This window comes from Streptococcus sp. P25B114, assembly GCF_053010325.1.
In genome coordinates, this window is sequence record NZ_JBRKNW010000007.1 from 1 (window position 1) to 26,358 (window position 26,358).

At 46.0% G+C, this 26,358-nt stretch carries 24 protein-coding genes, 1 other RNA gene and 2 pseudogenes; 19 read left to right on the top strand and 8 right to left on the bottom strand.

Annotated features, from left to right (window positions below; all coding sequences use genetic code 11):
• Positions 1 to 508: pseudogene (locus ACVC7T_RS04645) on the bottom strand (transposase); the annotation flags it as partial.
• Positions 509 to 563: 55 nt separating this feature from the next.
• Between ACVC7T_RS04645 and ACVC7T_RS04650 the strand changes: the two are divergent.
• Positions 564 to 1,331, top strand: a pseudogene (locus ACVC7T_RS04650) (energy-coupling factor transporter transmembrane component T family protein); the annotation flags it as partial.
• A 106-nt stretch (positions 1,332 to 1,437) separates the two neighbouring features.
• Here ACVC7T_RS04650 and rsmG read toward each other — a convergent pair.
• From rsmG to recU, 3 genes are all read right to left on the bottom strand, one after another.
• A complete protein-coding gene (gene rsmG, locus ACVC7T_RS04655; protein WP_447262557.1) occupies positions 1,438 to 2,151 on the bottom strand; it encodes a 16S rRNA (guanine(527)-N(7))-methyltransferase RsmG in 714 nt (237 codons plus the stop codon).
• A 72-nt stretch (positions 2,152 to 2,223) separates the two neighbouring features.
• A complete protein-coding gene (gene pbp1a / locus ACVC7T_RS04660) occupies positions 2,224 to 4,347 on the bottom strand; it encodes a penicillin-binding protein PBP1A (RefSeq protein ID WP_447262569.1) in 2,124 nt (707 codons plus the stop codon).
• Positions 4,348 to 4,372: 25 nt separating this feature from the next.
• Entirely contained in the window at positions 4,373 to 4,993 is a 621-nt protein-coding gene (gene recU / locus ACVC7T_RS04665) for a Holliday junction resolvase RecU (RefSeq protein WP_105111215.1), read from the bottom strand.
• A 71-nt stretch (positions 4,994 to 5,064) separates the two neighbouring features.
• On the opposite strand from recU, the gene ACVC7T_RS04670 reads away from it, so the two are divergent.
• The 5 genes from ACVC7T_RS04670 to ACVC7T_RS04690 all read left to right on the top strand — a co-directional run bounded on the left by ACVC7T_RS04670 (position 5,065) and on the right by ACVC7T_RS04690 (position 9,038).
• On the top strand, positions 5,065 to 5,601 hold the full coding sequence (locus tag ACVC7T_RS04670; protein ID WP_185741491.1) for a DUF1273 domain-containing protein: 537 nt from the start codon (positions 5,065 to 5,067) through the stop codon (positions 5,599 to 5,601).
• 71 nt (positions 5,602 to 5,672) lie between these two features.
• Positions 5,673 to 6,002 carry a cell division regulator GpsB gene (gene gpsB / locus ACVC7T_RS04675; RefSeq protein WP_172022718.1) on the top strand — a complete coding sequence of 110 codons (330 nt, stop codon included), beginning with the start codon at positions 5,673 to 5,675 and terminating at the stop codon, positions 6,000 to 6,002.
• Between the two features lie 16 nt (positions 6,003 to 6,018).
• Positions 6,019 to 6,396: RNase P RNA component class B (gene rnpB / locus ACVC7T_RS04680), an RNA gene on the top strand.
• A gap of 51 nt (positions 6,397 to 6,447) precedes the next feature.
• A complete protein-coding gene (locus ACVC7T_RS04685) occupies positions 6,448 to 7,596 on the top strand; it encodes a THUMP domain-containing class I SAM-dependent RNA methyltransferase (protein ID WP_105123444.1) in 1,149 nt (382 codons plus the stop codon).
• Positions 7,597 to 7,613: 17 nt separating this feature from the next.
• On the top strand, positions 7,614 to 9,038 hold the full coding sequence (locus ACVC7T_RS04690) for a cell division site-positioning protein MapZ family protein (protein ID WP_105161259.1): 1,425 nt from the start codon (positions 7,614 to 7,616) through the stop codon (positions 9,036 to 9,038).
• A gap of 38 nt (positions 9,039 to 9,076) precedes the next feature.
• Here ACVC7T_RS04690 and ACVC7T_RS04695 read toward each other — a convergent pair whose 3' ends face one another.
• Both ACVC7T_RS04695 and ACVC7T_RS04700 read right to left on the bottom strand, forming a co-directional pair.
• Positions 9,077 to 9,346, bottom strand: coding sequence for a hypothetical protein (locus ACVC7T_RS04695; protein WP_105111220.1), 270 nt, complete (start codon positions 9,344 to 9,346; stop codon positions 9,077 to 9,079).
• 10 nt (positions 9,347 to 9,356) lie between these two features.
• The gene (locus ACVC7T_RS04700; protein WP_105111221.1) at positions 9,357 to 9,839 is read right to left on the bottom strand and encodes an S-ribosylhomocysteine lyase; all 483 of its coding nucleotides are present in this window, start codon (positions 9,837 to 9,839) and stop codon (positions 9,357 to 9,359) included.
• Positions 9,840 to 9,970: 131 nt separating this feature from the next.
• On the opposite strand from ACVC7T_RS04700, the gene ACVC7T_RS04705 reads away from it, so the two are divergent.
• From ACVC7T_RS04705 to ACVC7T_RS04765, 13 genes are all read left to right on the top strand, one after another.
• Positions 9,971 to 11,584, top strand: a complete 1,614-nt coding sequence (locus tag ACVC7T_RS04705; protein WP_105111222.1) for a ribonuclease Y — start codon at positions 9,971 to 9,973, stop codon at positions 11,582 to 11,584.
• A gap of 128 nt (positions 11,585 to 11,712) precedes the next feature.
• Positions 11,713 to 12,327, top strand: coding sequence for a guanylate kinase (gmk, locus tag ACVC7T_RS04710; protein WP_447262558.1), 615 nt, complete (start codon positions 11,713 to 11,715; stop codon positions 12,325 to 12,327).
• A 22-nt stretch (positions 12,328 to 12,349) separates the two neighbouring features.
• Positions 12,350 to 12,664, top strand: a complete 315-nt coding sequence (rpoZ, locus tag ACVC7T_RS04715) for a DNA-directed RNA polymerase subunit omega (RefSeq protein WP_105111224.1) — start codon at positions 12,350 to 12,352, stop codon at positions 12,662 to 12,664.
• Positions 12,665 to 12,784: 120 nt separating this feature from the next.
• On the top strand, positions 12,785 to 15,172 hold the full coding sequence (locus ACVC7T_RS04720) for a primosomal protein N' (protein ID WP_172022730.1): 2,388 nt from the start codon (positions 12,785 to 12,787) through the stop codon (positions 15,170 to 15,172).
• Between the two features lie 162 nt (positions 15,173 to 15,334).
• The gene (fmt, locus tag ACVC7T_RS04725) at positions 15,335 to 16,273 is read left to right on the top strand and encodes a methionyl-tRNA formyltransferase (protein ID WP_105161261.1); all 939 of its coding nucleotides are present in this window, start codon (positions 15,335 to 15,337) and stop codon (positions 16,271 to 16,273) included.
• A complete protein-coding gene (gene rsmB / locus ACVC7T_RS04730) occupies positions 16,254 to 17,570 on the top strand; it encodes a 16S rRNA (cytosine(967)-C(5))-methyltransferase RsmB (protein WP_447262559.1) in 1,317 nt (438 codons plus the stop codon). Before fmt ends, rsmB begins: the two co-directional genes overlap by 20 nt.
• 33 nt (positions 17,571 to 17,603) lie before the next feature.
• Positions 17,604 to 18,341 carry a Stp1/IreP family PP2C-type Ser/Thr phosphatase gene (locus ACVC7T_RS04735; protein ID WP_105111228.1) on the top strand — a complete coding sequence of 246 codons (738 nt, stop codon included), beginning with the start codon at positions 17,604 to 17,606 and terminating at the stop codon, positions 18,339 to 18,341.
• Positions 18,341 to 20,341, top strand: coding sequence for a Stk1 family PASTA domain-containing Ser/Thr kinase (gene pknB / locus ACVC7T_RS04740; RefSeq protein ID WP_172009474.1), 2,001 nt, complete (start codon positions 18,341 to 18,343; stop codon positions 20,339 to 20,341). Before ACVC7T_RS04735 ends, pknB begins: the two co-directional genes overlap by 1 nt.
• A 95-nt stretch (positions 20,342 to 20,436) precedes the next feature.
• Positions 20,437 to 21,132 carry a cell wall-active antibiotics response protein LiaF gene (gene liaF / locus ACVC7T_RS04745; RefSeq protein WP_105123453.1) on the top strand — a complete coding sequence of 232 codons (696 nt, stop codon included), beginning with the start codon at positions 20,437 to 20,439 and terminating at the stop codon, positions 21,130 to 21,132.
• The gene (locus ACVC7T_RS04750) at positions 21,132 to 22,148 is read left to right on the top strand and encodes a sensor histidine kinase (protein ID WP_125265442.1); all 1,017 of its coding nucleotides are present in this window, start codon (positions 21,132 to 21,134) and stop codon (positions 22,146 to 22,148) included. Before liaF ends, ACVC7T_RS04750 begins: the two co-directional genes overlap by 1 nt.
• Positions 22,120 to 22,761 carry a response regulator transcription factor gene (locus ACVC7T_RS04755; protein ID WP_105111231.1) on the top strand — a complete coding sequence of 214 codons (642 nt, stop codon included), beginning with the start codon at positions 22,120 to 22,122 and terminating at the stop codon, positions 22,759 to 22,761. Before ACVC7T_RS04750 ends, ACVC7T_RS04755 begins: the two co-directional genes overlap by 29 nt.
• A gap of 54 nt (positions 22,762 to 22,815) precedes the next feature.
• A complete protein-coding gene (locus ACVC7T_RS04760; RefSeq protein ID WP_172022738.1) occupies positions 22,816 to 24,216 on the top strand; it encodes a Cof-type HAD-IIB family hydrolase in 1,401 nt (466 codons plus the stop codon).
• A gap of 1 nt (position 24,217) precedes the next feature.
• Positions 24,218 to 24,589, top strand: a complete 372-nt coding sequence (locus ACVC7T_RS04765) for a S1 RNA-binding domain-containing protein (RefSeq protein WP_105111233.1) — start codon at positions 24,218 to 24,220, stop codon at positions 24,587 to 24,589.
• Positions 24,590 to 24,653: 64 nt separating this feature from the next.
• Here the strand turns inward: ACVC7T_RS04765 and cysK are convergent, their stop codons facing one another.
• Positions 24,654 to 25,580 carry a cysteine synthase A gene (gene cysK, locus ACVC7T_RS04770; RefSeq protein WP_105111234.1) on the bottom strand — a complete coding sequence of 309 codons (927 nt, stop codon included), beginning with the start codon at positions 25,578 to 25,580 and terminating at the stop codon, positions 24,654 to 24,656.
• Between the two features lie 90 nt (positions 25,581 to 25,670).
• The gene (locus ACVC7T_RS04775) at positions 25,671 to 26,303 is read right to left on the bottom strand and encodes a YigZ family protein (protein WP_105137391.1); all 633 of its coding nucleotides are present in this window, start codon (positions 26,301 to 26,303) and stop codon (positions 25,671 to 25,673) included.
• Positions 26,304 to 26,358: the final 55 nt, after the last annotated feature.

The window sequence follows — 26,358 nt, forward strand, 5'->3', positions numbered from 1 at the left end:
CTAATTGTTTCTGCTGTTCGCGCACTAGTGCTTCGTCCCTCAAGCGAAGTTCTCTCAACTTTTTTAGGAAGGCCACCTCAGTTCGAAGACGTTCATTTTCCTCTTGAAGGCGCTCTAATTCCGTCATTTCTTCCCAGGTTTTCTTGCGTTTACGTCCCATCTTGCTCGGTCTCCCTCTTGTTTTTTCAAGAATAGTATACCCGTTTTTCTTGTATTGTGCTATCCAATTGGGAAGCATTCCTCGATTTGGCAAGGCATAGTCAAGGGAAACTGAGAATTGAGAACACCCATGAATCAAGACCTTATCCATTATTTCTTGCTTTAGTTCAGGTGAATAATACCTATTTTTACTTTTTTTAACGATTTCCACGCCATATCGATCCATGAGTTTTATCATGTAGGTGAGATTGGCAATAGTGACCTTGTATATCTGGCTAAGGTTGACCCACGACACGCCACTCTTTCTTAGCTCATATATTTCTAGTTTATCTTCATAACTTAATTTCATAAGAAAAACACCCCAATCGTTAGATTTTGTGTCTAACTTTTGGGGTGCAGTTCACAGCAAGCTCCTCTTTTTCTTGATTGTGTCCATCTTGGCCATGATTACCTACGATACGCGTCTGATTATTTTCATCGCCCTCTTTTCCCTCAGTCTTTTCAAGCTATCGGGCATTGATTACAGGAAGGTGTCTTTCGTTCTGATTTTCACGACCATTTTTGCCCTCCTGAATGCGACCATGGTCTATGTCTTTGCGCCTAAGTATGGGGTAGAACTCTATGGGGCGGAGACTGTCCTTTTCAAAGGTTTGGGGCAATACTCCGTGACTAGCCAGCAATTGTTTTACTTGCTGAATTTGTTGCTCAAGTACTTTTGTACAGTCCCCCTGGCCATTATCTTTTTGATGACAACCCACCCTAGTCAATTTGCCTCCAGCTTGAATATAATCGGGGTGCCCTATAAGGTTGCCTACGCTGTTAGTCTGACCATGCGCTACATACCAGATATTCAGGAAGAATTTTATGCCATTCGCATGTCTCAAGAGGCGCGTGGCCTGGAATTGTCCAAGAAAGCCAAATTGATGGACCGGATCAAGGGCAATCTGGCCTTGGTTATCCCTTTGATTTTCAGCTCACTTGGCCGGATTGATACCATTTCAACTGCCATGGAATTGCGCCGTTTCGGAAAAAATAAAAAGCGGACCTGGTATACCTACCAGCCCCTGAAAAAAATGGACTATCTGGTCCTATTCATCATCGCTCTACTGGTTCTAGTAACGATTAGCCTATTCTTTATCAATGATGGTAGGTTTTACAACCCTTGGGCATAAGATAAGAAAAAACGAGTTTCGATTGCGGAACTCGTTTTTGAAATTATATTCACAAGTAAGGTACATGTAGACAAGTGCTCAGGCACCGAGCTGTGAATGCCGGTTCTTATAGTGGTCGTTTATTGGGCATGCCTGCCTTGCGTGGAAACTTGTTTGGGGTTTCCTTTTTCTTTTCGACAATGGTTAGGGTACGCGGGTCGCCATTGGGCAGCTCATAATCATGATTCTCCAAGACCTTTGCGAACAAGAGGTTGAGAGCATTTTTGGCCTGGGCCAATTCGTCCTCGGCACTGGATGCTTTGAGGGCAATCAGCTTGCCATTGAGCTTGAGATAGGGGATGGTCAATTCTGATAGGATTTGCATGCGGGCTACTGCGCGAGCGGTCACGATATCAAATTGGGCACGGAATTGCTTGTCCTGGGCAAAATCCTCTGCTCGTCCATGGTAGAAATGGACCTTGTCCAAGCCCAGCTCCTCAGCCAGAAGGTTCAGGAAATTGATTCGTTTGTTGAGGGAGTCAATGATGGTGACTTCCAGTTCAGGATAGATAATTTTCATGGGCAGGCTAGGAAAACCTGCACCAGCCCCGATGTCCAAGAGTTTGAGTGTTTGATTTTGAATATGACCCTGCAGGATTGGTGCAATAGAATCATAAAAGTGCTTGAGATAAACGTCCTCTTCCTGGGTAATAGCTGTCAGGTTGATTTTTTCGTTCCATTCTACTAGGAGTTCAAAATAGCGGTGGAATTGGTTTTTCTGCTGTTCTGTTAATTGAATTCCTTGGTCTGCCAAGGTCTTATAAAATACTTCAGGTTTCATAGTCCTATCTTATCATAATTTTCAACAAAAGAAAAACCTTGGAAGGCGATAGTTGCCTTTCAAGGTTGAGTCTTACTGACCTTGTGAGTCAGCAGATGGAGTGGTTGGTTGTTCAGAAGAATTGCCTGTTTCGGAACCAGTTTCTGTTGATTGAGCATCGCTAGAATTTTCAGTACTCGTATCCTCACTAGTTGTAGGTTCCGTTGAGGACTCTTCGCTCGTCTCACTGGTTGTCCTGCTATAGCTATAGTAGTTATAAACTGGACCAGTATAGCCGTTTATGTAGACGTTGTTTCCATAACGGTAGAGACCGTCAGGTATTTCCCAATCTGCAGTTCCAACAGGATTTAGATAAGTCATCATATTCCGATAGACATCGGTTGCGACACGCATGCCACTATCCAATACTGGAATCTTACGATTGCTGTATCCTGTCCAGACAGCCATAGAGTATTTAGTAGAGAAGCCAACGAAGTTCTCGTCAGGAACAACTATACTACTATAACTTGCTCCAGGAGTAGAGGCAATGATTTCCTCCATCTCATCGTCTGGGTAGTTGGAAGTACCGGTTTTACCAGCTTGAGGAATGCCATAGATGGCAGCATTAGTACCTGGGCCAGATGTCAATACGCTCTTCAACATATCGACCATCATGTAGGCTGTTTCAGGGCTCATTGCACGACTGCCTTCAGGTTCAAACTCAGTAGTTGTTCCGTCGGTGTAGACAATCTTGTTGACATACTGTGGTTTGTAGTAGGTACCACCGTTAGCAAAGGCAGCAAAGGCTGCGGCCATTTTTTCACTACTAGCACCGTATTTTTTATCAGGATTGGTTGTGTTGCTGGAAATAGCATTAGAATAGAACATTTCTGGGTAGTCGATACCGAGCTTGTTCAAGAATTTTAATGAATTTTCAAAACCAACAGCCTGTAGTGCCTTGATGGCAGTGGTATTACGAGAAGATTGGATGGCTGTTTTGAGGGTCACATTGCCGAAGTAAGCATTATCCCAGTTATTGACTGGAGTAGTAGTGCCGGGATAATTATAAGGCGCATCCAATATAGTATCAGCAGTCGATTTATAAATACCCTCTTCAATAGCAGGTGCGTAGTCTGTAATTGGCTTCATGGTAGAACCAAAGTCGCGGTTGGTTTCAACGGCTTGGTTGGTACCGAATGAAGAATTACTGTTTTGATTACGCCCGCCGAGCTGGGCAACGACGTGTCCGTTGGTAACATCGATAACAGTTGAAGCTACCTGGAAGGTTGGATCTGGATAGGCCACGTACATGTCTGTGTTATAGATATTCCAGAGCTGTTGTTGGGCAGCTGAGTCAACGTTGGTGTAGACCTCCATACCTGTGGTTAAGAGATTGTAGCCGGTTTTTTCTTCGACTTCATTGATAACCTCTTTCAGGTAGTTGTCCATGTAGGCTGGATAGGCGGGTGCATTTGACAGGGGCTGGAGACCGTCTGTCACCGGTGATAGGACTGCCTGCTCGTGCTGTTCAGCCGTAATGTATTTTTCTTCTAACATTTCTCCTAGAACCAAGTCCCGACGTGCTTTTGCAGTTTCTGGCTGAGTGTAGGGGTCGTATTGGTTAGGAGCCTGGGGCATACCTGCCAGTAGAGCCAATTGAGGAAGGGTCAATTGATTGAGTTCTTTTCCGTAGAAGGTCTTGGCAGCCGTCTTCATACCATAGTTTCCGTTTGACATATACACTTTATTGATGTAGTACGTCAAAATTTCCTGCTTGGTATTTCGTCTTTCCAACTGTAGAGCCATCCAGGCTTCTTGGATTTTCCGCTTAATATTTTGGTCCTGGGCAGATGTTGAGAAGTAGGTCAACTTAATCAACTGCTGATCCAGTGTCGACCCCCCTTGAAGACGTCCTCCTCGTAGATTATTGAGGAAGGAGCCAGCGATACGAATGACGTCTACACCGCGGTGGTTGAAGTAACGCTGGTCTTCAATGGCTATGATAGCGTTGACCAAGTCGGTCGGAATTTCAGCAGTAGTAGCATTGGAACGTTTTTCTGCCCCCAAGTCCGCAATTAGAGCCCCGTCCTTGTCATAAATCTTACTCGACACGGTCGCAGTAAGAGAGTCTTCTGTCAGTTTAGGAGCTGTAAAGATAAAGAATAGGGTCACAAGACCACCGATAATTACCGTTGTTAAGAATGCGATAATTCCGATGTTTGTGATAAGCAAGAGTGCTTTCTTAAGGGTTGGATTTTTCAACTGAGTCACCACCTAATAGTTTTTCTTCGACAATGGTCAGATAGGGGACGCTGGGATGGGTCCCTAACTGAAAGGCATAGCCATGCTCGCGAACATAGTGCAAGGGCATGGATTTATTGCCCTGAACAGCTTGATAGTAATCTATCAGCTCTTTTGCCGGGAGTAAGTAAGATTCTTTTAATTCTGAAAAGTGTAGAAGGACAAAGCAGATACCGCCTTGCTTGACAACTTCCTGCATATGTTCCAACTGGTGGGCATGAAAGTTTTTCATGGGCATGGAGGTCTTCTGACGGGTTTCCTTGGCTTCAAAGTCAATGTAATGTCCCTTGAAAACGCCGGAATAGTCCGTTGTTGAGGCCTGTCTGAAATAAGCTTCGACAATTTTGGCCCGACTTCGTTTTGGGTAGTCTACCTTGACAATCTGGACAGGTGTTGGTTTCTTATGAATGACCGCAATTCCATGTGAAAGGTAGTAAGCATTGCTCTCATTGATAGCAGCTTCAAAGGACATCCCACGATTGGCAAAATTAACCGTTTCCTTTGCAGAATCTTTTTTTGTTCTAGTGATTTTCCTATTTATCTGATGAGGATAATTGACCATAGAACTCCTTACTGATAAAATAATATCAGCATATTATACCATAATTAGGGAAAAGAGTACAAGAAATGCACATCAAGAGCCTTTTAGTAACAGGCTATCGTCATACTGATTTGGGAATTTTTTCAGATAAGGATACAAAATTAGTCATCATCAAAGAGGCTATTCGCAGAGACCTGATCAAGTTTTTAGAAAATGATGGGGTAGAGTGGTTTATTCTGACTGGAAATCTGGGCTTTGAGTATTGGTGTTTGGAAGTTTTGTTGGATTTGAGGCAGGAAGGCTATGACTTTCAGATAGCTACCATTTTTTCCTTTGAAAGCCATGGAGAGAATTGGAACGAAGCTAACCAAGTCAAGCTAGCCCGATTTAAGCAGGTCGATTTTGTTAAATACCTCTATGTTCGCTATGAAAATCCTGGGCAATTTAAGCTGATTAACCAGTTCTTGTTGGACCATACGGAGGGAGGCTATTTATTCTATGATCCTGAAAATGAAACAAACTTGAAATATCTCTATACTTCAATCGTAAACAAAGAAGATTATACTGTTAAGGTACTGAGTTTTGATGATTTAAATGAAGTAGCGGAAAATTTTTCTAATTCTGAGTGATTTGGCTTGATTTTTCCTTATTTTTTTTAATATAATAGAAGTAGTGATGTTTAAAGAAAAGGATGAGACAGATGGCGAGTATTAAGTTGACGACAAAGGATATCTTTGAGCAGGATTTTAAGATTGGTTTTCGTGGTTATGATCAAGACGAGGTCAATGATTTTCTTGATGAAATCATGAAGGATTACGATGCCTATGAAGCCATTGTAAAGGAATTGAAGGGCGAGATCGCTAGGCTTAAAGCCCAGCTGGCAAATACTTCTCGTCAACCAGCCCCTGTTGCAGAGGAGCCAGAAGCTTTCCGTGCAGAGCGGATGAGTTCAGCCACAAACTTTGATATTCTCCGTCGCATCAATCGTCTGGAGAAAGAAGTCTTTGGTAAACAGATTGCCCAAGAGTAGTAGATAGACATGTGTAATTTTCGGATAATCGCGTGGTAGTAATCTACCATGAGGAAAGTCCATGCTAGCACCAGCTGCAATGCTGGTAGTGTTTGTGCTAGGCGAACCAATAAGCCTAGGGACGTCTTTGACGTTACGGCGGTTAAAATGGCTACGTCCTTGGATATGCCAGAGTAGGCCTGAAAGTGCCACAGTGACGAAGTTTTTATGGAAACGTAAAAAATGGAACGCGGTAAACCCCTCAAGCTAGCAACCCAAACTTTGGTCGGGGCATGGGATGGATGGAACGGTACTCCCAGAGTAGAACAGAAATCCTGACTGCGTAAGCGGTAGACAGATGATTATCGAAGGTGGTAGGACCTAGTACCACTGGAACAAAACATGGCTTATAGAAAATTGCATAATAGGTAGCTAGCTTTGCTAGCTTTTATTATAGAGGAAAAAGATGAAAAAACAATTTGAATTGATTGCGACAGCGGCGGCTGGTTTAGAGGCGGTCGTTGGTCGTGAAATTCGAGAACTGGGCTACGACTGTCAGGTTGAAAATGGGCGCGTGCGTTTCCAAGGTGATGTCAAATCTATCATTGAAACCAACCTTTGGTTGCGTTCGGCAGACCGGATTAAAATTATCGTGGGGAGTTTTCCCGCACGCACCTTTGAGGAACTCTTCCAGGGGGTCTTTGCCTTGGACTGGGAAAACTATCTACCCTTGGGCAGTAAATTTCCTATTTCAAAAGCCAAATGTGTCAAATCCAAGCTCCACAATGAGCCGAGTGTACAGGCCATTTCTAAAAAGGCTGTCGTGAAAAAGTTGCAAAAGCATTTTTCGCGTCCAGAAGGCGTTCCCTTGCAGGAAGTTGGGGCAGAGTTTAAGATTGAAGTCTCCATCCTGAAAGATGTGGCCACGGTATTGATTGACACGACGGGTTCCAGCCTCTTCAAACGTGGCTACCGCGTTGAAAAAGGTGGCGCGCCCATTAAGGAAAATATGGCGGCAGCCATTTTACAGCTGTCTAACTGGTACCCAGACAAGCCTTTGATTGATCCGACTTGTGGTTCGGGCACTTTCTGTATTGAGGCGGCCATGTTGGCTAAGAATATGGCTCCGGGGCTCAAACGCAGTTTTGCCTTTGAAGAATGGCCTTGGGTTGATGAGGAGCTGGTTGCACAAGCTCGCAAAAATGCGCAGGCAGCGGTCAAATCTGACCTAGTCTTGGACATTGCCGGTTCAGACATCGATGCCCGTATGGTCGAAATGGCCAAGAAAAATGCCTTTGCGGCCGAAGTAGACCAAGATATTGTCTTTAAACAAATGCGCCTGCAGGACTTGCATACAGACAAGATAAATGGTGTTATTATTTCAAACCCACCTTACGGTGAGCGTTTGTTGGATGATGAGGCCATTATCAAGCTCTACCAAGAAATGGGGCAGACCTTTGAGCCTTTGAAAACATGGTCTAAATTTATCTTGACCAGCGACGAGCAATTTGAACAGCGGTTTGGAAAACAAGCAGATAAAAAACGGAAATTATACAATGGTACGCTGAAGGTTGACTTGTATCAATTCTTTGGTCAACGAGTAAAACGTTCATAAAATAAAGTGAGGTAGATATGTCAAAGAAACATGAGAAGGCACAAGCAGAGCCAGTTAAGGACGAGCAGATTCTAGACTTTGAAGCAGCAAAAGATATGACCATCGGTCAGGCAGCACAAAAACAGCAGGAAATTGAGGCTGGCATTACCGATACGGATGGCCTTTTAGACCGCTACATCAAGCAACACCGAGATGAGATTGAATCTCAAAAATTTGAGACAAGAACAATCCCTGTCATCAAGGATTCGACTGTTATTCCGGTGGTTGAATCAGCTAGCTTGACTTCGGATGAGTTGGAAACGGCAGCTGCAGCTGTGGCAGCACATTCACAAGAAGAACCGAAGCCAGTTGAGTCAAGCCCTGTTGTTGAGCCTCTAAAAACTCCTGCAGAAGAAGTCGCTTATTTTGATTTGACAGATGGATCCGAAGAAAAGCCCAAGAAAAAAGGATTCTGGATTTTTGGAACCCTCTTGGCGGCATTGATTGCTATTTTGGCTTCCCTCTTTTTCTGGATGAACCAAAATAATGCAGGTCAGACAGCTTCTAGCACTTCGTCATCAAGTTCGACCAAACAGTCTTCTAGTACAACCTCATCAAGCTCAACTCCATCCGAGTTTACAGACTTTACCAAGCTGTACGAGAGCTTCTTTACGGATTCGAGCTTGTCTAAATTGAAGAATTCAGAATTTGGTAAATTAGAGGAATTAAAGGCACTCTTGGACAAGATTGATCCAGACAGTGATGCTTATAAGGAAGCCAAGGCCAACTATGATAAATTAGAAAAAGCTATCGCAGCTGTCAACGGCATCAATGAACAATTTGATAAGCCGATTCTTGTTGATGGCGAATTGGATACCACGGCGACTGTTAAGGCTGGAGCAACTCTAGAAGCGGTTGCGACTGGAATCAGCGGTGTTGATGCGACGATCACTTCAGCTGTTAACTTTGCTCGATCACAAGAGGAAAACCAACAGGCTGTTGCTGGATCGGTCGCACCGGCTGAACAAGCAGCGCCAGCTGCCCAGGCTGGAACCCAAGCACCAGCTCCCGCAGAATCAAATGCAGCATCAGCGCTTGCCAGCGCGTCAACAAGTCCTGCCGAAGTGCAAAATGCAGCATCCCAATTCGGGATTCCAGTTCCTCCTGGTGTGACCTTGCAACGTCACTTGAGCCGCGTGCCTTATAACCAAGCCATGATTGATGACGTTAACAATCCTGCTTGGACCTTTAACCCAGGTATTTTGGAAAAAATTGTCGAAACATCTCAAAAACGTGGCTATATCACAGGTAATCAGTATATCTTGGAGAAGGTCAATATCATCAATGGTAATGGCTACTACAATATGTTTAAACCAGATGGCACCTATCTCTTTTCTATCAATGCTAAGACCGGTTACTTTGTCGGAAATGCGCGTGGAAATGCGGATGCCTTAGATTATTAGGAACATAATAAAAAAGCGGGAGACCGCTTTTTTTGATGTTATGGTGTGGTTTCAATTTCATCTACAGACAAAACTGCCTGGCTGGAATGGACGAGATAGGTCGTTCCGTCTTCAAAGCGAATTTGCAATTGGTCGCCATCGCTGTAATCAGTCCACTCTTTGACCTTACCAATCTTGACGCTTCCATCGGGAAGTTTGACCTGGGCGTAATTGAAGGTGTAGTTGGTGTCAAAAACTGTCTTGTTACCGCAAGCTGACAGCATCATCAGGCTAGCCAGTGCCAGAGCAACAAGAAGGATTTTCTTCATACCAAGCTCCTTAAATGGGTTTTCGTTCAAAGGCATCTATCGAAATGCCCTGAGAAAGGATTAGTTTGGCCCATTCTTTGGCAGAATGGAGGCTGTGGTCCTTGTAGTTACCACAAGACTCGATGGTTGTCCCAGGAACATCTTCCCAGCTAATGCCGTCTGCGATTTCTTCCAAACTAGATTTAATGACTTCAGCGATTTGGACAGAATCTTGCTTGCCCCACATAATCATGTGAAAACCGGTTCGGCAACCGAAAGGTGAGCAGTCGATGAGTCCGTCAATCCGTTGGCGAATCAGCTTAGCCAGCAGGTGTTCAATGGTGTGCAACCCCGCTGTATCCATGGCGTTTTCATTGGGTTGGATGAGGCGAATATCAAAGTTGGTGATGACATCACCCTTTGGTCCAATTTCCTCAGAAATCAAGCGGATATACGGGGCTTTGACGATAGTGTGGTCCAGTTCAAAACTTTCTACAATAACTTCTTTGGTCATAATTTCCTCCATTTGGGTTGATGAAAACATTATACCATATTTGTCAATTTGCAATTGTGAAATCGTTTAAATTATGGTAAAATAGATTCAGATTTTGTGTAATGCAAAATAAAATTGAAAGAGGTAGGAAGATGGATATCATTACACTTGTAGTGACCTTGATTTCTGCTCTCATTGGTTTAGTAATTGGTTACTTTGCCATTTCTTTGAAGATGAAAGCTGCAAAAGAAACTGCAGAATTGACACTTTTGAATGCTGAACAAGAAGCAAGTAATGTTCGTGGTCGTGCGGAAGATCAAGCTGAAGCTATTTTAAAAACAGCTGAGCGTGATCGCCAAACCTTGAAAAAAGAATTACTCTTGGAGGCCAAGGAAGAGGCTCGTAAATATCGAGAAGAAGTAGCAAATGAATTTAAGTCAGAACGACAAGAATTAAAGCAAATTGAGTCACGATTGACTGAACGTGCTAGTAGCTTAGATCGTAAAGATGATAATTTAACAAACAAAGAGAAGGCTTTGGAGCAAAAAGAACAAAGCCTGACAGATAAAACTAAACATATTGATGAGCGTGAGCAAGAAGTCGCGAAATTAGAAGAGCAGAAAGCTCTTGAGTTGGAACGCGTTGCTTCGCTGAGCCAGGAAGAAGCCAAAGAGCAGATTCTTGCAGCGACTCGTGATAAATTGACCCACGAGATTGCAACCCGTATCAAGGAGGCTGAGCGAGAGGTCAAAGAGCGGTCTGATAAGATGGCCAAAGACCTTCTAGCGCAGGCCATGCAGCGAATTTCGGGTGAATATGTTGCGGAACAAACTATTACCTCGGTTCATCTGCCGGATGATGCCATGAAGGGCCGAATTATCGGTCGCGAAGGTCGCAACATCCGTACCTTTGAAAGCTTGACAGGGATTGACGTTATCATTGATGATACGCCTGAGGTAGTTGTCCTTTCCGGTTTTGACCCGATTCGCCGGGAGATCGCGCGGATGACCATGGAGACCCTGCTTCAGGACGGTCGTATCCACCCGGCTCGTATCGAGGAGTTGGTGGAGAAATACCGTGTTGAGATGGATAACCGCATCCGTGAATATGGTGAAGCGGCTGCCTATGAAGTAGGCGCTCCTAACCTGCATCCTGACTTGATTAAGATTATGGGACGTCTGCATTTCCGTACCTCCTACGGTCAGAATGTGCTCCGTCACTCGATTGAGGTGGCCAAGTTGTCAGGTATTTTGGCTGCAGAGTTGGGTGAGAATGTTAATTTGGCCCGCCGTGCTGGATTCTTGCATGACGTCGGTAAGGCGATTGACCGCGAGGTGGACGGTAGCCACGTTGAGATTGGTACAGAATTGACCAAGAAATACAAGGAAAATCCAGTGGTTGTCAATACGGTTGCCAGCCACCACGGTGATGTGGAAGCAACTAGCACTATTGCTGTGATTGTTGCAGCAGCGGATGCCTTGAGTGCAGCTCGTCCAGGTTCACGTCGTGAATCGATGGAGGCCTATATCAAGCGTCTCCAAGACCTGGAAGAAATTGCTAATAGCTTTGACGGCATCAAGCAGGCTTATGCCATCCAGGCAGGTCGTGAGATTCGGATTATCGTTCATCCAAATAGAATCAGTGATGATAAGATTACGATTCTGGCTCATGATGTCCGTGAGAAAATTGAAAATAATCTGGATTATCCAGGAAATATCAAGATTACGGTCATCCGTGAAACACGAGCAACTGACATTGCAAAATAAGACAGAAGGAGCTTCGGCTCTTTTTGTTGTTCTTCAAGAGCCGGAAAAATCTGGTTTCCAGATTTAAAATCAGTTGATATTTGCTGAGAATTTTGCTACACTAGAATGAAAGATTTAAAGGAGATAACATGCAGGAAAGAGGCTTACTCATCGTATTTTCCGGTCCTTCTGGTGTAGGGAAAGGAACAGTTCGGCAGGAAATTTTTAGCCATCCAGGTAATAAATTTGAGTATTCGGTGTCTATGACGACCCGGGCTCAGCGTCCAGGTGAGGTGGACGGGGTTGATTATCATTTCCGGAGCCGAGAGGAGTTTGAGGAGTTGATTCGTCAGGGACAAATGCTGGAATACGCTGAGTATGTTGGCAACTACTACGGTACACCCTTGACCTATGTCAATGAAACCCTGGACAAGGGAATCGATGTCTTTCTTGAGATTGAGGTCCAGGGTGCCCTCCAGGTCAAGAAAAAAGTGCCAGATGCAGTTTTTATTTTCCTAACTCCGCCAGATTTGGAAGAGCTCAAAGACCGTTTGGTCGGTCGTGGGACAGACTCGGAAGAGGTTATTGCCAAGCGGATTGAGCGTGCCAAGGAAGAGATTGCTCTCATGCGTGAGTATGACTATGCCATTGTCAATGATGAGGTGCCAAAGGCAGCGGAATTGGTCAAGCGCGCGATTGAGGCGGAACATTTCCGTGTGGACCGTGTGATTGGCAAGTACAACGACATGATTAAAAATATTTAAGTTAGAAAAGAGAATAAGTCCTATGATGTTAAAACCGTCTATTGATACCTTGTTGGACAAGGTACCATCTAAGTATTCATTGGTTATTTTGGAGGCTAAGCGTGCTCACGAATTGGAGGCAGGCGCTAAGCCAACGCAAGAATTTACTTCTGTAAAATCAACCCTCCGTGCCTTGGAAGAAATCGAGGCAGGCAATGTGGTCATCCATCCAGACCCAGAAGCGAAACGTGAGGCTGTTCGTCGCAAGGCTGAAGAAGCAAAACGCTTGGCTGAAGAAGAAGAGCGCAAAATCAAAGAACAAATCGCCAAAGAAAAAGAAGACGGCGAGAAAATCTAAATTCAAAACTCGGCTGGGGGACCATCCGGGTTTCTTTTCCATTTGATAGTCTTTTGAAGTATTTATTGAACCATTGATAAAAGAGTGAAACCTATCCAAACCATCACGAAAGGAGGATCTATGTACGCACAGATTATCGTAGACGTGCCGCTCATGCAGACGGACCAAGCCTATACCTATCTAGTGTCTGAAGAATTTGAGGCGGGAATTGTACCTGGTATCCGAGTCCATGTGCCCTTTGGAAAGGGTAATCGGCTGATTCAGGGCATCGTGGTCGGCTTGACTGAGGAATTGCCAGAGGGGACCCAGGACATCAAGCCCATTGTGGAAGTGCTGGACTATTCGCCAGTCCTCAACAAGGAGCAATTTTGGCTGGCAGACCAGATGCGCAAGACGGTATTCGCCTACAAAATCACCCTGCTCAAGGCCATGCTACCCAGCCTCCTCAACTCAACCTATGACAAAATTCTCCGTCCTGGGCTTGGTTTGGAAATAGCAGAGCAGGAAAGCCTGTTTGGCGGTAGGGACCAGGTCCGTTTTTCAGACCTGGATGTGTCTGAGCAGGCCCGCATCATGCGGCTTGCCCAGGCAGGCAAAATCTTGGTCGACTATGTGGCCAAGGACAAAAAGCAAATCAAGACTGAAAAATGGTACCGGGTAAATCGGGACCAGCTCATGCAAGCAGAGATACCCGCCCGTGCCAAGAAACGGCTGGCTTTGAAGGCCTACTTACTGGAACATTCTGATGAACAGCCTCTAGCCAGCTTGAAAAAGGACTTTTCAGCTGATACGCTCCGCTATTTCCAAGAAAATGCCTATATAGAAGTCTGGGAGGAGGAGGTCTCGCGGACCCAAGCTCTCTTTGATAAGGTAGGGGTCAGCCAGGCGCTTTCCCTCAATCCAGAGCAGGCCATAGCGGTCAAGGAAATCCTGTCCAAGGTCGGCCAGGAGAGCCAGACCTATCTGCTGCAGGGGGTGACAGGCTCTGGCAAGACAGAGGTCTATCTGCAGGTCATTGACCAGGTCCTCAAGATGGGTAAGACGGCTATCATGCTGGTGCCGGAGATTTCGCTGACGCCCCAGATGACCAATCGTTTTATCGCGCGTTTCGGCCAGCAGGTGGCCATCCTGCACTCAGGCCTGTCAGACGGGGAGAAGTACGACGAGTGGCGTAAGATTGAGCGGGGGGAGGCCCAGGTGGTGGTCGGTGCCAGGTCGGCGATTTTTGCTCCCTTAAAAAATCTAGGAGCCATTATCATCGATGAGGAGCATGAGGCGACCTATAAGCAGGACTCCAATCCTCGCTACCATGCCAGAGACGTGGCAAAGCTGCGGGCGGACTACAACCAGGCTGTCCTGGTTTTGGGGTCGGCTACGCCAAGCCTAGAAACTCGTGCCCGTGCCAGTCGCGGTCTTTACGGTAGGCTGGTCCTCAATCAGCGGGCCAATCCGCAGGCCAGGATACCAGAGGTCCAGGTCATTGATTTCAGAGATTATATCGGCCAGCATGAGGCTAGTAATTTTACGCCGGTTTTGATAGAAAAAATCCAGGAAAAGCTGGCTCGTAAGGAGCAGGTGGTCCTCATGCTCAATCGCCGTGGCTATTCTTCCTTTGTCATGTGTCGGGATTGTGGGACGGTGGACCAGTGTCCAAACTGTGATATTTCTTTGACCCTGCACATGGACAGCCGGTCTATGAATTGCCACTATTGCAATTTTCAAAAGCCCATTCCCCAGGTCTGTCCTAACTGTCAGAGTCGGGCCATTCGCTACTACGGTACGGGGACCCAGAAGGCCTATGATGAGTTGCAGGAATTGCTGCCGAATGCTCGTATCCTTCGGATGGATGTGGACACGACCAAGAAAAAAGGTGCCCATGAGGCCCTTTTGGAGAAATTTGGTCGACAGGAGGCAGATATCTTGCTGGGGACCCAGATGATTGCCAAGGGACTGGACTTTCCAAATGTGACCTTGGTAGGGGTGCTCAATGCGGATACGGCGCTGAATTTGCCAGACTTCAGGTCATCCGAGCGGACCTTCCAATTATTGACCCAGGTGGCTGGTCGAGCAGGTCGGGCAGACAAGGAGGGGGAGGTCATTATCCAGACCTATAATCCCAATCATTATGCCATTGCCTTTGCCAAGAACCAGGACTACGAGGGCTTCTATCAGTATGAGATGGGCATTCGGAAAAGTCTGGGCTATCCGCCTTACTATTTCACGGTGGGCTTGACCTTTTCTCATAAGTCGGAGGATCTTGTCATCAAAAAGGCCTATGAGACGGTGCAGCTCTTGCGGGAGAACTTGACGGAGCAGATTCAGATTTTGGGGCCGACGCCCAAGCCTATCGCCCGTACCCATAATCTTTACCATTATCAAATCATTCTCAAGTACCGGCGGGAGGAGCAGCTGGAGCAGGTCCTCAATCGGATTTTGGACTGGACCCAGGAGCGGGACAACCAGGACTTGCGCTTGGTGATTGATAATGAACCGCAAAATATGATGTGATACTCTTTGAACATCGACAGTATCCGTTCTTGAGTTACAATATATGAGGTTGGACAGGTGTGTCCAGCCTTTTTGCTATCTAGATTTCAAGTCCCAGTTAAGGCAATTATCCATAAAAATGGTATAATTAAGGGATACTAAATAGAGGATGAAGGAGCAGAGATGACAAAATTGATTTTTATGGGAACGCCTGAGTTTTCAGCGACTGTTTTGAAAGGTATTTTGGCAGAGGGCTCCTATGAGGTTTTGGCTGTGGTGACCCAGCCTGACCGAGCGGTTGGGCGCAAGAAAACCATCCAAATGACACCGGTCAAGCAGGTGGCCTTGGAGTACGACTTGCCTGTTTACCAGCCGGAAAAATTATCAGGCAGCCAGGAAATGGCGGACATTATGGAATTGGGAGCGGACGGAATTGTGACAGCGGCCTTTGGTCAATTTTTACCGATCAAGCTGCTGGACTCTGTTGACTTTGCGGTCAATGTCCATGCCTCGCTCTTGCCCAAGTACCGCGGTGGTGCGCCCATTCATTATGCCCTTATCAACGGAGATGAGCGAGTCGGAGTGACTATTATGGAAATGGTCAAGGAAATGGATGCGGGCGATATGATTTCAAGCGACAGCATTGCCATTGAAGAGACAGATAATGTCGGCACCCTTTTTGAAAAACTAGCGGTAGTCGGTCGTGACCTGCTATTGAAAACCTTGCCGGGTTATATGGCTGGCGACATCAAGCCGGTGGCACAAGACCCTGAACAGGTGACCTTCTCGCCCAATATTCAGCCTGAGGAGGAAGTTTTGGACTGGGCCAAGTCTGCGCGCCAGATTTTTAATCAGATTCGTGGTATGTATCCTTGGCCGGTTGCCCATACCTATTGGCAGGGAGGGCGCTTTAAAATTCAGGAGGCTTTGGAAGTGGAAGGGTCTGGCAGACCAGGTCAGGTCATTGAAAAGACTAAGAAAACACTGGTCATCGCCTGTGGCAGCTCTGCTATTTCCCTAAAAACCGTTCAGCCAGCGGGCAAGCCTAAGATGACTATTGCGGACTTTTTGAATGGGGCTGGCCGTGAGATTGAGGTAGGAGATGTCTTTGGTGAACAATAAGCAAACAGCGCGTGGACTGGCTCTGGAGGTCTTGACAGAGGTCTTTGAACAGGGAGCCTACTCCAATATCGCCCTCAACAAGGCCTTGGAAGGAACCAACCTGTCAGCCCAGGACAAGGGGCTGGCTACGGAATTGGTCTATGGTACGGTATCACGAAAAATTACGCTGGAATGGTATCTGGCCCACTTTATCGATGACCGGGACAAGCTGGACAACTGGGTTTATTACTTGCTCATGCTGAGCTTGTACCAGCTGCTTTACTTGGACAAATTGCCTGTCCATGCCGTGGTCAATGAGGCGGTAGAGTTAGCCAAGCGTAGCAAGGGAACGGACAAATTTGTCAATGCCATCTTGCGGAAAATCAGCCAGGCGGACCTGCCTGACCCAGCTAGTATTAAGCGGAAGAACAAGCGTTTGTCAGTTCAATATTCTGTCCCAGTCTGGCTGGTTCAGACCTTGGTTGCGGAATATGGTGATGAGAGGGCGGAGAAGATTTTTGCCAGCCTGCACCAGCGTAATAAGGCTAGTGTCCGTGTGACAGATACTAGCTGTCTGGATGATTTGCAGGCAGCATTGGGAGCGGAGCGGTCGCACTTGTCTCCTGTTGGCCTAGTCAAGTCCCATGGACATTTTGCTGGGACGGAGGCTTTCAAGTCCGGTCTTTTGACCATTCAGGACGAGACCAGCCAGCTGGTGGCTCCGACCTTGCAACTTGAGGGCCATGAAGTCGTACTGGATGCTTGTGCGGCACCTGGTGGTAAGACCTGCCACATGGCGTTTTACATGGATAGTGGGAAAGTGGTGGCCTTGGATCTATATGACCACAAGCTGGCTCTTATCCAGGAAAATGCGGACCGCCTGGGTCTTTCAGATAAGATTGAAACTCAAAAATTAGATGCCAGTCGGGTGCATGAAGTCTTTGGTCCAGATAGTTTTGACAAGATTTTGGTGGATGCTCCCTGCTCCGGCATCGGGCTTATCCGTCGTAAGCCAGACATTCGTTATAATAAAGCTGGTCAGGATTTTGAAGCATTGAAAAAAATCCAGCTGCAGATACTGGACAGCGTTTGCCAAACCATTAAAAAAGGTGGTATAATAACCTATAGCACATGTACCATTATTGCAAAAGAAAATCAGGAAGTTCTTCGAGAATTTTTAGACAGTCATCCTGATTTTGAACAAGTTGCATTAACACATCCAGAATCATCAATTGTGACAGAAGGAATGATACTGATTACCCCTGAACTTTTTCAGACAGATGGCTTTTTCATTGGTCAGCTGAGAAGACGATTCTAGAAAAGGAGGCTGTTGCTTAGCAACAAGAAACTTATGGAAATTGCATTACTTACAGATGTTGGACAAAAACGATCAAATAACCAGGATTATGTCAATCGTTATGTCAACCGAGCAGGAATTGATTTGATTATTCTAGCAGATGGACTAGGAGGTCATCGAGCAGGCCATATTGCTAGTGAAATGACAGCCACAGACCTTGGTGCTGCCTGGGTAGATACTCAAATTATGACCCTCAACGAAGTCCGTGAATGGATGGTTGACATCATTGAGCAGGAAAATCAAAAGATTTATCAATTGGGTCAGACCGAAGAATACAAGGGCATGGGAACAACTTTAGAAGCGGTTGTGGTTATTGACAATCAGATGATTTATGCCCATATCGGGGACTCTAGAATCGGTATCGTTCATAATGAAGAATATGAACGCTTGACCAGTGACCATTCCTTGGTTGGAGCTCTTATGCGAGCGGGTCAATTGACAGAAGAAGAGGCGCAGAACCATCCTCAGAAGAATATTGTGACCCAGTCCATTGGTCAGGCGGACCCGGTTGAACCAGATATTGCTTTGAAGACCTTGGAAGTTGGGGATTACGTGTTAATCAACAGTGATGGCTTGACCAATATGGTCTCGACAGAGGATATTCGCGATATCCTCTTGAGTGATGTTTCGCTGGAAAGCAAGGCAGAGACCCTGGTTCGTTTTGCTAATAATGCTGGCGGTTTGGACAATATCACGGTTGCCATCCTTCATATCACGGAGGAGGCTAACTAATGATCCAAATCGGTAAGATTTTTGCCGGTCGGTATCGGGTCATTCGGCAGATAGGCCGAGGAGGAATGGCTGATGTCTACCTGGCAAAGGATCTGATTTTGGATGGTGAGGAGGTTGCTGTAAAAGTTCTCCGGACCAATTACCAGACAGATCAAATTGCTGTTCAACGTTTTCAGCGTGAAGCCAGAGCTATGGCTGATCTCAATCACCCAAATATCGTACGGATTACGGATATTGGTGAGGAAGATGGTCAGCAATACCTGGCCATGGAATATGTTAATGGCCTGGACTTGAAGCGCTATATCCAGGAAAATTCACCCTTGGATAATGATGATGCGGTCCGTATCATGGGGCAAATCTTGCTAGCTATACGTATGGCTCACACCCGCGGTATTATCCACAGGGATTTGAAACCTCAGAACGTCCTTCTAACGCAAGATGGCGTGGCCAAGGTAACGGATTTCGGGATTGCGGTTGCCTTTGCAGAGACCAGTTTGACCCAGACAAATTCGATGTTGGGCTCGGTTCACTATCTCTCGCCAGAACAGGCGCGGGGGTCCAAGGCTACAGTGCAAAGCGATATTTATGCCATGGGGGTCATTCTCTTTGAGATGTTGACAGGACGAATTCCTTTTGATGGCGATAGCGCTGTAACCATTGCTCTCCAGCATTTTCAAAAGCCCATGCCATCTGTCCGCGAGGCCAATCCAAACGTACCGCAGGCTCTGGAAAATGTTGTCTTAAAAGCAACAGCCAAGAAATTGACAGACCGCTACAAGTCCATTGCGGAAATGTACACGGATATGGCTTCAGCCTTGTCCTACAATCGCCGCAATGAGCAGCGGGTGGTGTTGGATGAAAACAAGGTGGATTCAAAAACCCTGCCTAAATTATCCCAGGTTGCTTCAGAGAAAAAAGTAGATACACCAGTGGAGTCTTCACCAGCTCCAGTAGCAGTTGCTCCAAAAACTAAGCCGACGTCATCAGCCAAGAAGCCCAAGGCAAAAAAGAGGATTCGTACCCGCTATAAGGTGTTGATGATTGCTATTGGCCTTCTCTTGGCGGCCTTCTTCGCCATTCTTTTTAACACTCCAGCCACAGTGACAGTGCCGAATGTTGTGGGGCAAACCTTGGAAGTTGCGACGGAGGAGATTGAGACAGCCGGATTGCGCGTGGGTACGGTGACCAATGAAGCTTCGACGGAAGTCGCAGAAGGTCAAGTTATTCGGACAACACCTGCTGCTAATTCCAAGCGCAAAGAAGGTTCCCGTGTCAATATTGTCATTGCCATGGAAGAAGGTGTCAACATTCCTGATTTGTCTGGTGATGAATTGGCAAAAGCCCAGGAAAAACTAGAGGCTCTTGGCTTCAAAGTGGAAGTGGAAGAAGAGTATAGCGAGAAGGTTAAACAGGGCCGGGTGATTCGGACCAAGCCAGAATGGGAGACCAGTCAGCCAAAAGGTTCAACCGTTGTCTTGGTTGTTTCCAGAGGGGCTGAGCCAGTTGATGTACCGGATGTATCTGGACGTAGTGTGAATGATGCTACCCATGCCCTAGAAGCTGTCGGTTTGAAGGTTTCTTCGACCAAGGAAGAATACAGCGACTACTTAGAAGCTGGTCAGGTAATCGGAACAGACCCTGCAGCCAATACCAGTGTTTCTAAGGGTTCTAGCCTGGTTCTCATTGTTTCAAAAGGTCAACGACCACTCATGCCAGATTTTGGTATCTTGACGACTTCCTACTCAGATGCTAGAAAACAGCTGGAAGCTTTGGGAATTAAAAGTATTGAGCGCGTGGAAGATTCGAGTTATTCGACTAGTGAGCGAAATCTGGTCGTAGGACAAAGTCCTCTGCCAGGTCAACCTATTACTGACTCTGTCACAATTTATGTATCCATTCCTACTGTGACACCAGAGTCCAGCAGTAGCAGCACTAGCAGCACTAGCTCGACAGAAGAATCAACGACGACTAGTACGTCTTCATCAAATAATTCAGACTAAGAGGGGCATTGTCCTCTCTTTTTTCTTAAAATTCCTACCCGGGTAGGAGACAAATCCTGCTAAAATCTGTTAGAATATTGGGAGAGGATCCTTACATGAAAAAAATCCAATTTTTTATACTGATAGAGAGTATTTTGTTTACGCTGGCCTTTTTTGATACCCTAGCCAGTGAGACGGCACGGACTCTTCTCCTAATCGCAGTGATACTAATTCTATTCTGGTATATCACAGGCAGAAAGGGGCTTAATGCCCTACTAACAACGGCCCTTTCTCTCATATTTTTAGTCTTTTTCCTCAATATTTATTTCATTATCGGTGTTTTGCTGATGGTGGTCTATATTTTGGTTAATTTCTTTTCACGCTATGAGAAGCAGTACCAGTATTCCCAGATAGTTCTGGGGGATCAGCATATTCAATCCCAGCATCAAAAGTCCCAGTGGTTTGGTCATAAAGATCATTCCCAGGACCAGTATGGTTTTGAGGATATCAATATTATCCGCCTGTTTGGCAATGACGTTGTTGACCTGGATCAGACGGTTCTAATTGGTCGGGATAATGTGGTTGTTATCCGTAAGACTTTTGGTAAGACTAAAATTATCATTCCTATTGATGTCGAGCTATCCCTTTCTGCCTCTAGTCTGTATGGACGTGTCTATTTTTTAGGCGATGCACATTGGGATTTGCGAAATGAGAGTTTTTCGATTGCGACCCCTGACTATTCTTCTGCCAATAAGCGGGTCAAGGTTGTTATCAATAGCCTCTATGGCGATGTGGAGGTCGTGCGGGTATGATGAAGAAAGGAACGCTATTTTTTCTCATTTGGTATGCCGGGCTGATTGTTATCGTCATCCTTGCCTCAGTCCTTCCCTTGTTGGGCTATTCCTTATTTGACATGTCCTTTTGGACGGCCAATGACCAGCTCTATGTGACCTTGATTTCGCTCCTGGTACTCTTGACAATCTTTCTATCTATCTTGGTTCAGACGGTCAGTTTCCTATCCACGCAGACCATGAGAATGAAGATTAAGCAAATTAGCAATCACCAGCCCATTAGGGTTGATAGCGACGAGGACCAATTGCTCCTACACCTATCTGAGAAAATGCGCAGTTTGACCAGGCAGGTCCAATTGATTGACAACCAGGACCTAGTCAAACGGGAAGCAATTGTCGAGGGGGAGCGCAAGCGAATTGCCCGTGACCTGCATGATACGGTCAGCCAGGAACTCTTTGCGACCAGCATGATTTTATCAGGTCTGGCATCAAATCTGTCCACCATACCGAAAGAAACCCTGCAAGAGCAGCTGGTCTTGGTCAAGGACATGATTGAGTCGGCCCAGCGGGATTTGCGGATTTTGCTCCTGCACTTACGACCTAGTGAGCTGGAAGGTAAGACCCTGGTTGAAGGTTTTGATGTGATTCTGCGGGAAGTCAGCGACAAGAGTAGTATCCAGGTCCACTTCCAGCATGAAGTGGAAGAATTGCCTAAGCTGATAGAAGAGCACCTCTTCCGCATTGCCCAGGAGATTATTTCCAATACCTTGCGCCATGCCAAGGCCAAGCAACTGGATGTCTACTTGATTCAGAAGGAGACAGAATTACAGCTTAAAATGACAGATGATGGCATTGGTTTCCAGCAGGAAGATGATGGGGAGCTCAGCTATGGCCTCCAAAACATCCGCGAGCGGGTGGAAGATATGGCAGGGACTATCAAGATTCGGACGGCTCCCAACAAGGGGGTTGCCATTGATATTCGTATCCCACTACTGAAAGGAAAAGAAGATGAAGACGATTCGAGTGATGCTGGTTGATGACCACGAGATGGTCCGACTAGGATTGAAAAGTTATTTAAATTTACAGGCTGATGTGGAGGTTGTCGCAGAAGCCAGCGATGGCGAGGAAGGCTTGGCTAAGGCACTGGATTTGCGTCCAGATGTGGTTGTTATGGACCTGGTCATGCCCAAGATGACAGGGGTAGAGGCGACTCTGGCCCTCTTGAAGGAATGGTCGGATGTCAAGATTGTGATTTTGACTTCTTATTTGGACAATGAAAAAATCTATCCAGTTCTTGAGGCTGGTGCCAAGGGCTATATGCTTAAAACCTCTAGTGCAGACGAGATTCTCTCTGCCATTCGCAAGGTGGCGCGTGGGGAATTTGCCATTGAAACAGAAGTGGAGAAGAAGGTCGAGCACCACAAGCGTTATCCAGACCTGCATGATGATTTGACCGTACGTGAACGGGAGATTTTGGCCCTGCTTGCCAAGGGCTATGATAACCAGCGGATTGCGGATGAATCCTTCATTTCCCTCAAAACGGTGAAAACCCATGTTTCCAATATCCTGTCTAAACTAGCTGTCAGCGACCGGACCCAGGCTGTCGTCTATGCCTTTCAACATGGACTGGTGGCACAGGATGAAGATTAGTGATATAATGGTAGGCAGTCATACTCAATGAAAAACAAAAGTGGGGGAGAATAGATGGACGCAAAATTAAAATACAAGGCCAAGAAGATTAAGTTGGTATTTTTCGATATTGATGATACCTTGCGCTTGGTGGAGACTGGATTTATTCCGGACACTATTCCGACGGTCTTTGCATCACTGAAAGCAAAAGGCATCTTGATAGGGATTGCCTCTGGTCGGGCCAAATATGGTGTTGTGCCAGAAATCCAGGCCTTGCAGCCGGATTACTTTGCTATGATAAACGGCTCTTATGTAGAAGATGCCAAAGGCAATGTCATTCGTAAGGCTCCGATTGCACCGGATTTGATTGAGAAATATATTGCTTGGACCAAGCAAGTGGGGATTGACTATGGGGTTATGAGCGCCGAAAAAGCCACTCTGTCCTTCCGTGACCAGCGGATTAGTCAGGCCATTGACCCCATTTATGATAATCTGGAGACAGACCCTGATTTTTACAAGGGCCAGGATATTTACCAAATGTGGACCTTTGAGCAGGAAGGTCAGGAAGTGGTCTTACCGGAGGAATTGCAGAGTGACTTACGCAGTGTCCGTTGGCATGCCATTTCATCAGACATTGTCCTCAAGTCTGCCTCTAAGGCAGCAGGGGTAGCCGCAATCGTTGAAAAGCTTGGTCTCAAACCAGAAAATGTCTTGGTCTTTGGCGATGGTCTTAATGACATCGAGCTCTTCCAATATGCTGGCATCAGTATTGCCATGGGGCATTCCCACCCAGAACTGCAAAAACATGCAGATTATATTACAAAAACAGTAGAAGAAGACGGCATTTTTGATGCTTTGGAGAAATTAGGTTTGGTAGAAAAAGAAAAATACTTCCCACAATTAGACTTGGAAAATGTAGAGGGACCAGTTGCCCGCATCAAGACCAATCACGGTAGCATGACCATCAAGCTCTTCCCAGAAATTGCACCAAAAACAGTGGCGAACTTTGTTGCCCTGTCAAAAGATGGTTACTATGACGGCATTATTTTCCATCGTATTATCGAGGATTTCATGATTCAAGGTGGCGACCCGACTGGTACAGGTATGGGCGGTGAGTCTATCTACGGTGAGTCCTTTGAGGATGAATTTTCTATGGAGGCCTTCAACCTGCGTGGTGCTCTTTCTATGGCCAATGCAGGTCCCAATACCAACGGCAGTCAATTTTTCATCGTGCAGAACCAGAATTTCCCTTACAATGCCAAGGAATTGGAGCGCGGTGGTTGGCCTAAGGAAATTGCGGCTCTTTATGCTGAAAATGGTGGAACACCGCACCTGGATCAACGCCACACGGTCTTTGGACATTTGATGGACCAAGAATCTTATAGGGTATTGGATACCATTGCGGCTGTAGAGACAGATGGTTCAGACCGTCCGCATGAAGATGTTGTCATCGAAAGTATTGAAATCGAGGACTAAGATGAATATTGGTGATAAAGTCAAAGGGAAAGTGACGGGTATTCAGCCCTACGGTGCCTTTGTTGAATTAGAGAACGGTCAGATTGGGCTTATCCATATTTCTGAAATCAAGACAGGCTTTGTTGATAATATCCACCATTTTATTAAAATGGGCCAGGAAGTTCTGGTCCAAGTCGTTGACTATGATGAATATTCGCACAAGGCTAGTCTATCTATGCGGACCTTGGAAGAAGAACGCCAAAAAATCCCAAGACACCACCGCTTTACCAACGACCGCTATAAGATTGGCTTTGAGCCTCTGGCCAAGGCTCTCCCAACCTGGATTGCCGAATCCAAGGAGTATTTGAAGGAAATGAAAGAAGGAAAGGTCTAGACTAGTTGCTAGTCTAGCTTTCCAATAGTAAAAAGAGCTTGGAAATCCAGGCTCTTTTGGTATATTAGTTTTCAAACTCATAGAGGGTAGTTGACAGATAGCGTTCACCGTTGTCAGCCAGGATAGCCAAGACTTTTTTGCCAGCTCCTAGTTCCTTAGCGACTTCAATCGCAGCATGAATAGCAGCGCCAGAAGAAATACCGACCAGGAAACCTTCCTGTCCGCCGATAGCGCGGCCGGTTGTCAGAGCATCATCTGATTTGACGCGGACAATGCTATCGTAGGCAGCGGTATCCAGGGTGTCTGGGATGAAGCCAGCTGAAATTCCTTGAATCTTGTGCGGACCAGGTGCTTCACCAGAGAGGACGGCAGACTCATCTGCTTCCACAGCGTAAATTTTTACATCGGGATTGGCTGCCTTAAGGACATGAGAGACACCGCTGACGGTACCACCAGTACCCACGCCTGACACAAATGCATCCAGACCAGTTGGTCCAAAGTCCTCCAAAATTTCTTGTCCTGTTGTATCTTCATGAACTTTTGGATTGGACGGGTTGGCAAATTGGAAAGGTACCCAGCCATTTTGTGCTTCAGCGATTTCATTGGCCTTGGCAATGGCACCCTTCATCCCCTCGCTACCTGGTGTGAGAACTAGCTCAGCTCCGTAGGCTTGGATAATTTTACGACGCTCAATGCTCATGGTTTCAGGCATGACGATGATGACCTTGTAACCTTTTGCAGCTCCAACCCAAGCCAAACCGATACCAGTATTTCCGCTTGTAGGCTCAACAATCGTATCACCAGGCTTGATAGTGCCGGCCTTTTCAGCATCTTCAATCATTGCCAGAGCAATGCGGTCTTTGACAGAAGAACCAGGGTTGAAGGCCTCCAGTTTGACATAGACATCCGCAGCACCTTCAGGGACAATGTTATTGAGTTTGATAATCGGTGTTTTTCCGACAAGTTCTGTAATCGATTGATAAATAGCCATTGCTAATACCTCCAAATATAGTTACTTCTAGTATATATCAAGTCCCAGCCAATGTATAATATAAAAAAACTATCGTCATGATAGCTTTTTTTAATGAACAGGAACTTCGACAATTCTTGGCTCAGTCTCTTGGCTTGTGACCTTGCCATGGTAAAATTCGGTCAGACTGGTCAGAGTCGGCGCAACCAGTTCCTTGTCAACATAGATCATGGTTTGAACTTCCGTTGTAAATTGGGTATCGTGTTCTTCCAGTCCCAACTCAGCCCGCCAGTTGGCAAATTCCTGGTACTGGGCATAGGAAAGGGTGATAGAAATGCCTTTTTGCTCCTTGACTTCAACAACGCCGATTTCCTTGACGGCCTTGGACACGGCTCCAGCATAAGCCCGAATCAGCCCACCGGCACCCAATTTGATACCTCCAAAATAGCGGGTCACAACCGCTGCGACATTGGTCAGTTCATGATTTTCCAGCACTGTCAGCATGGGAACACCCGCTGTACCAGAAGGCTCGCCGTCGTCCGATGATCGCTTGATTTCCATATTTTCGCCAAGGATAAAGGCAGAGCAGTTATGGTTGGCCTTGTAGTGCTCTTTCTTAATACCGTTGATAAATTCCCTGGCCTCTTCCTCGGTTGTCACCCGTTTCATAAAGCAAATAAAGCGGGATTTCTTAATCTCTTCTTCGACAATACCGTCTTCTTTAATGGTCTTAAATTCTTTCATACCAAAATTATACACGTTTTTCCAAAAACTGACAAAAATTTCCGAATAAATAAGT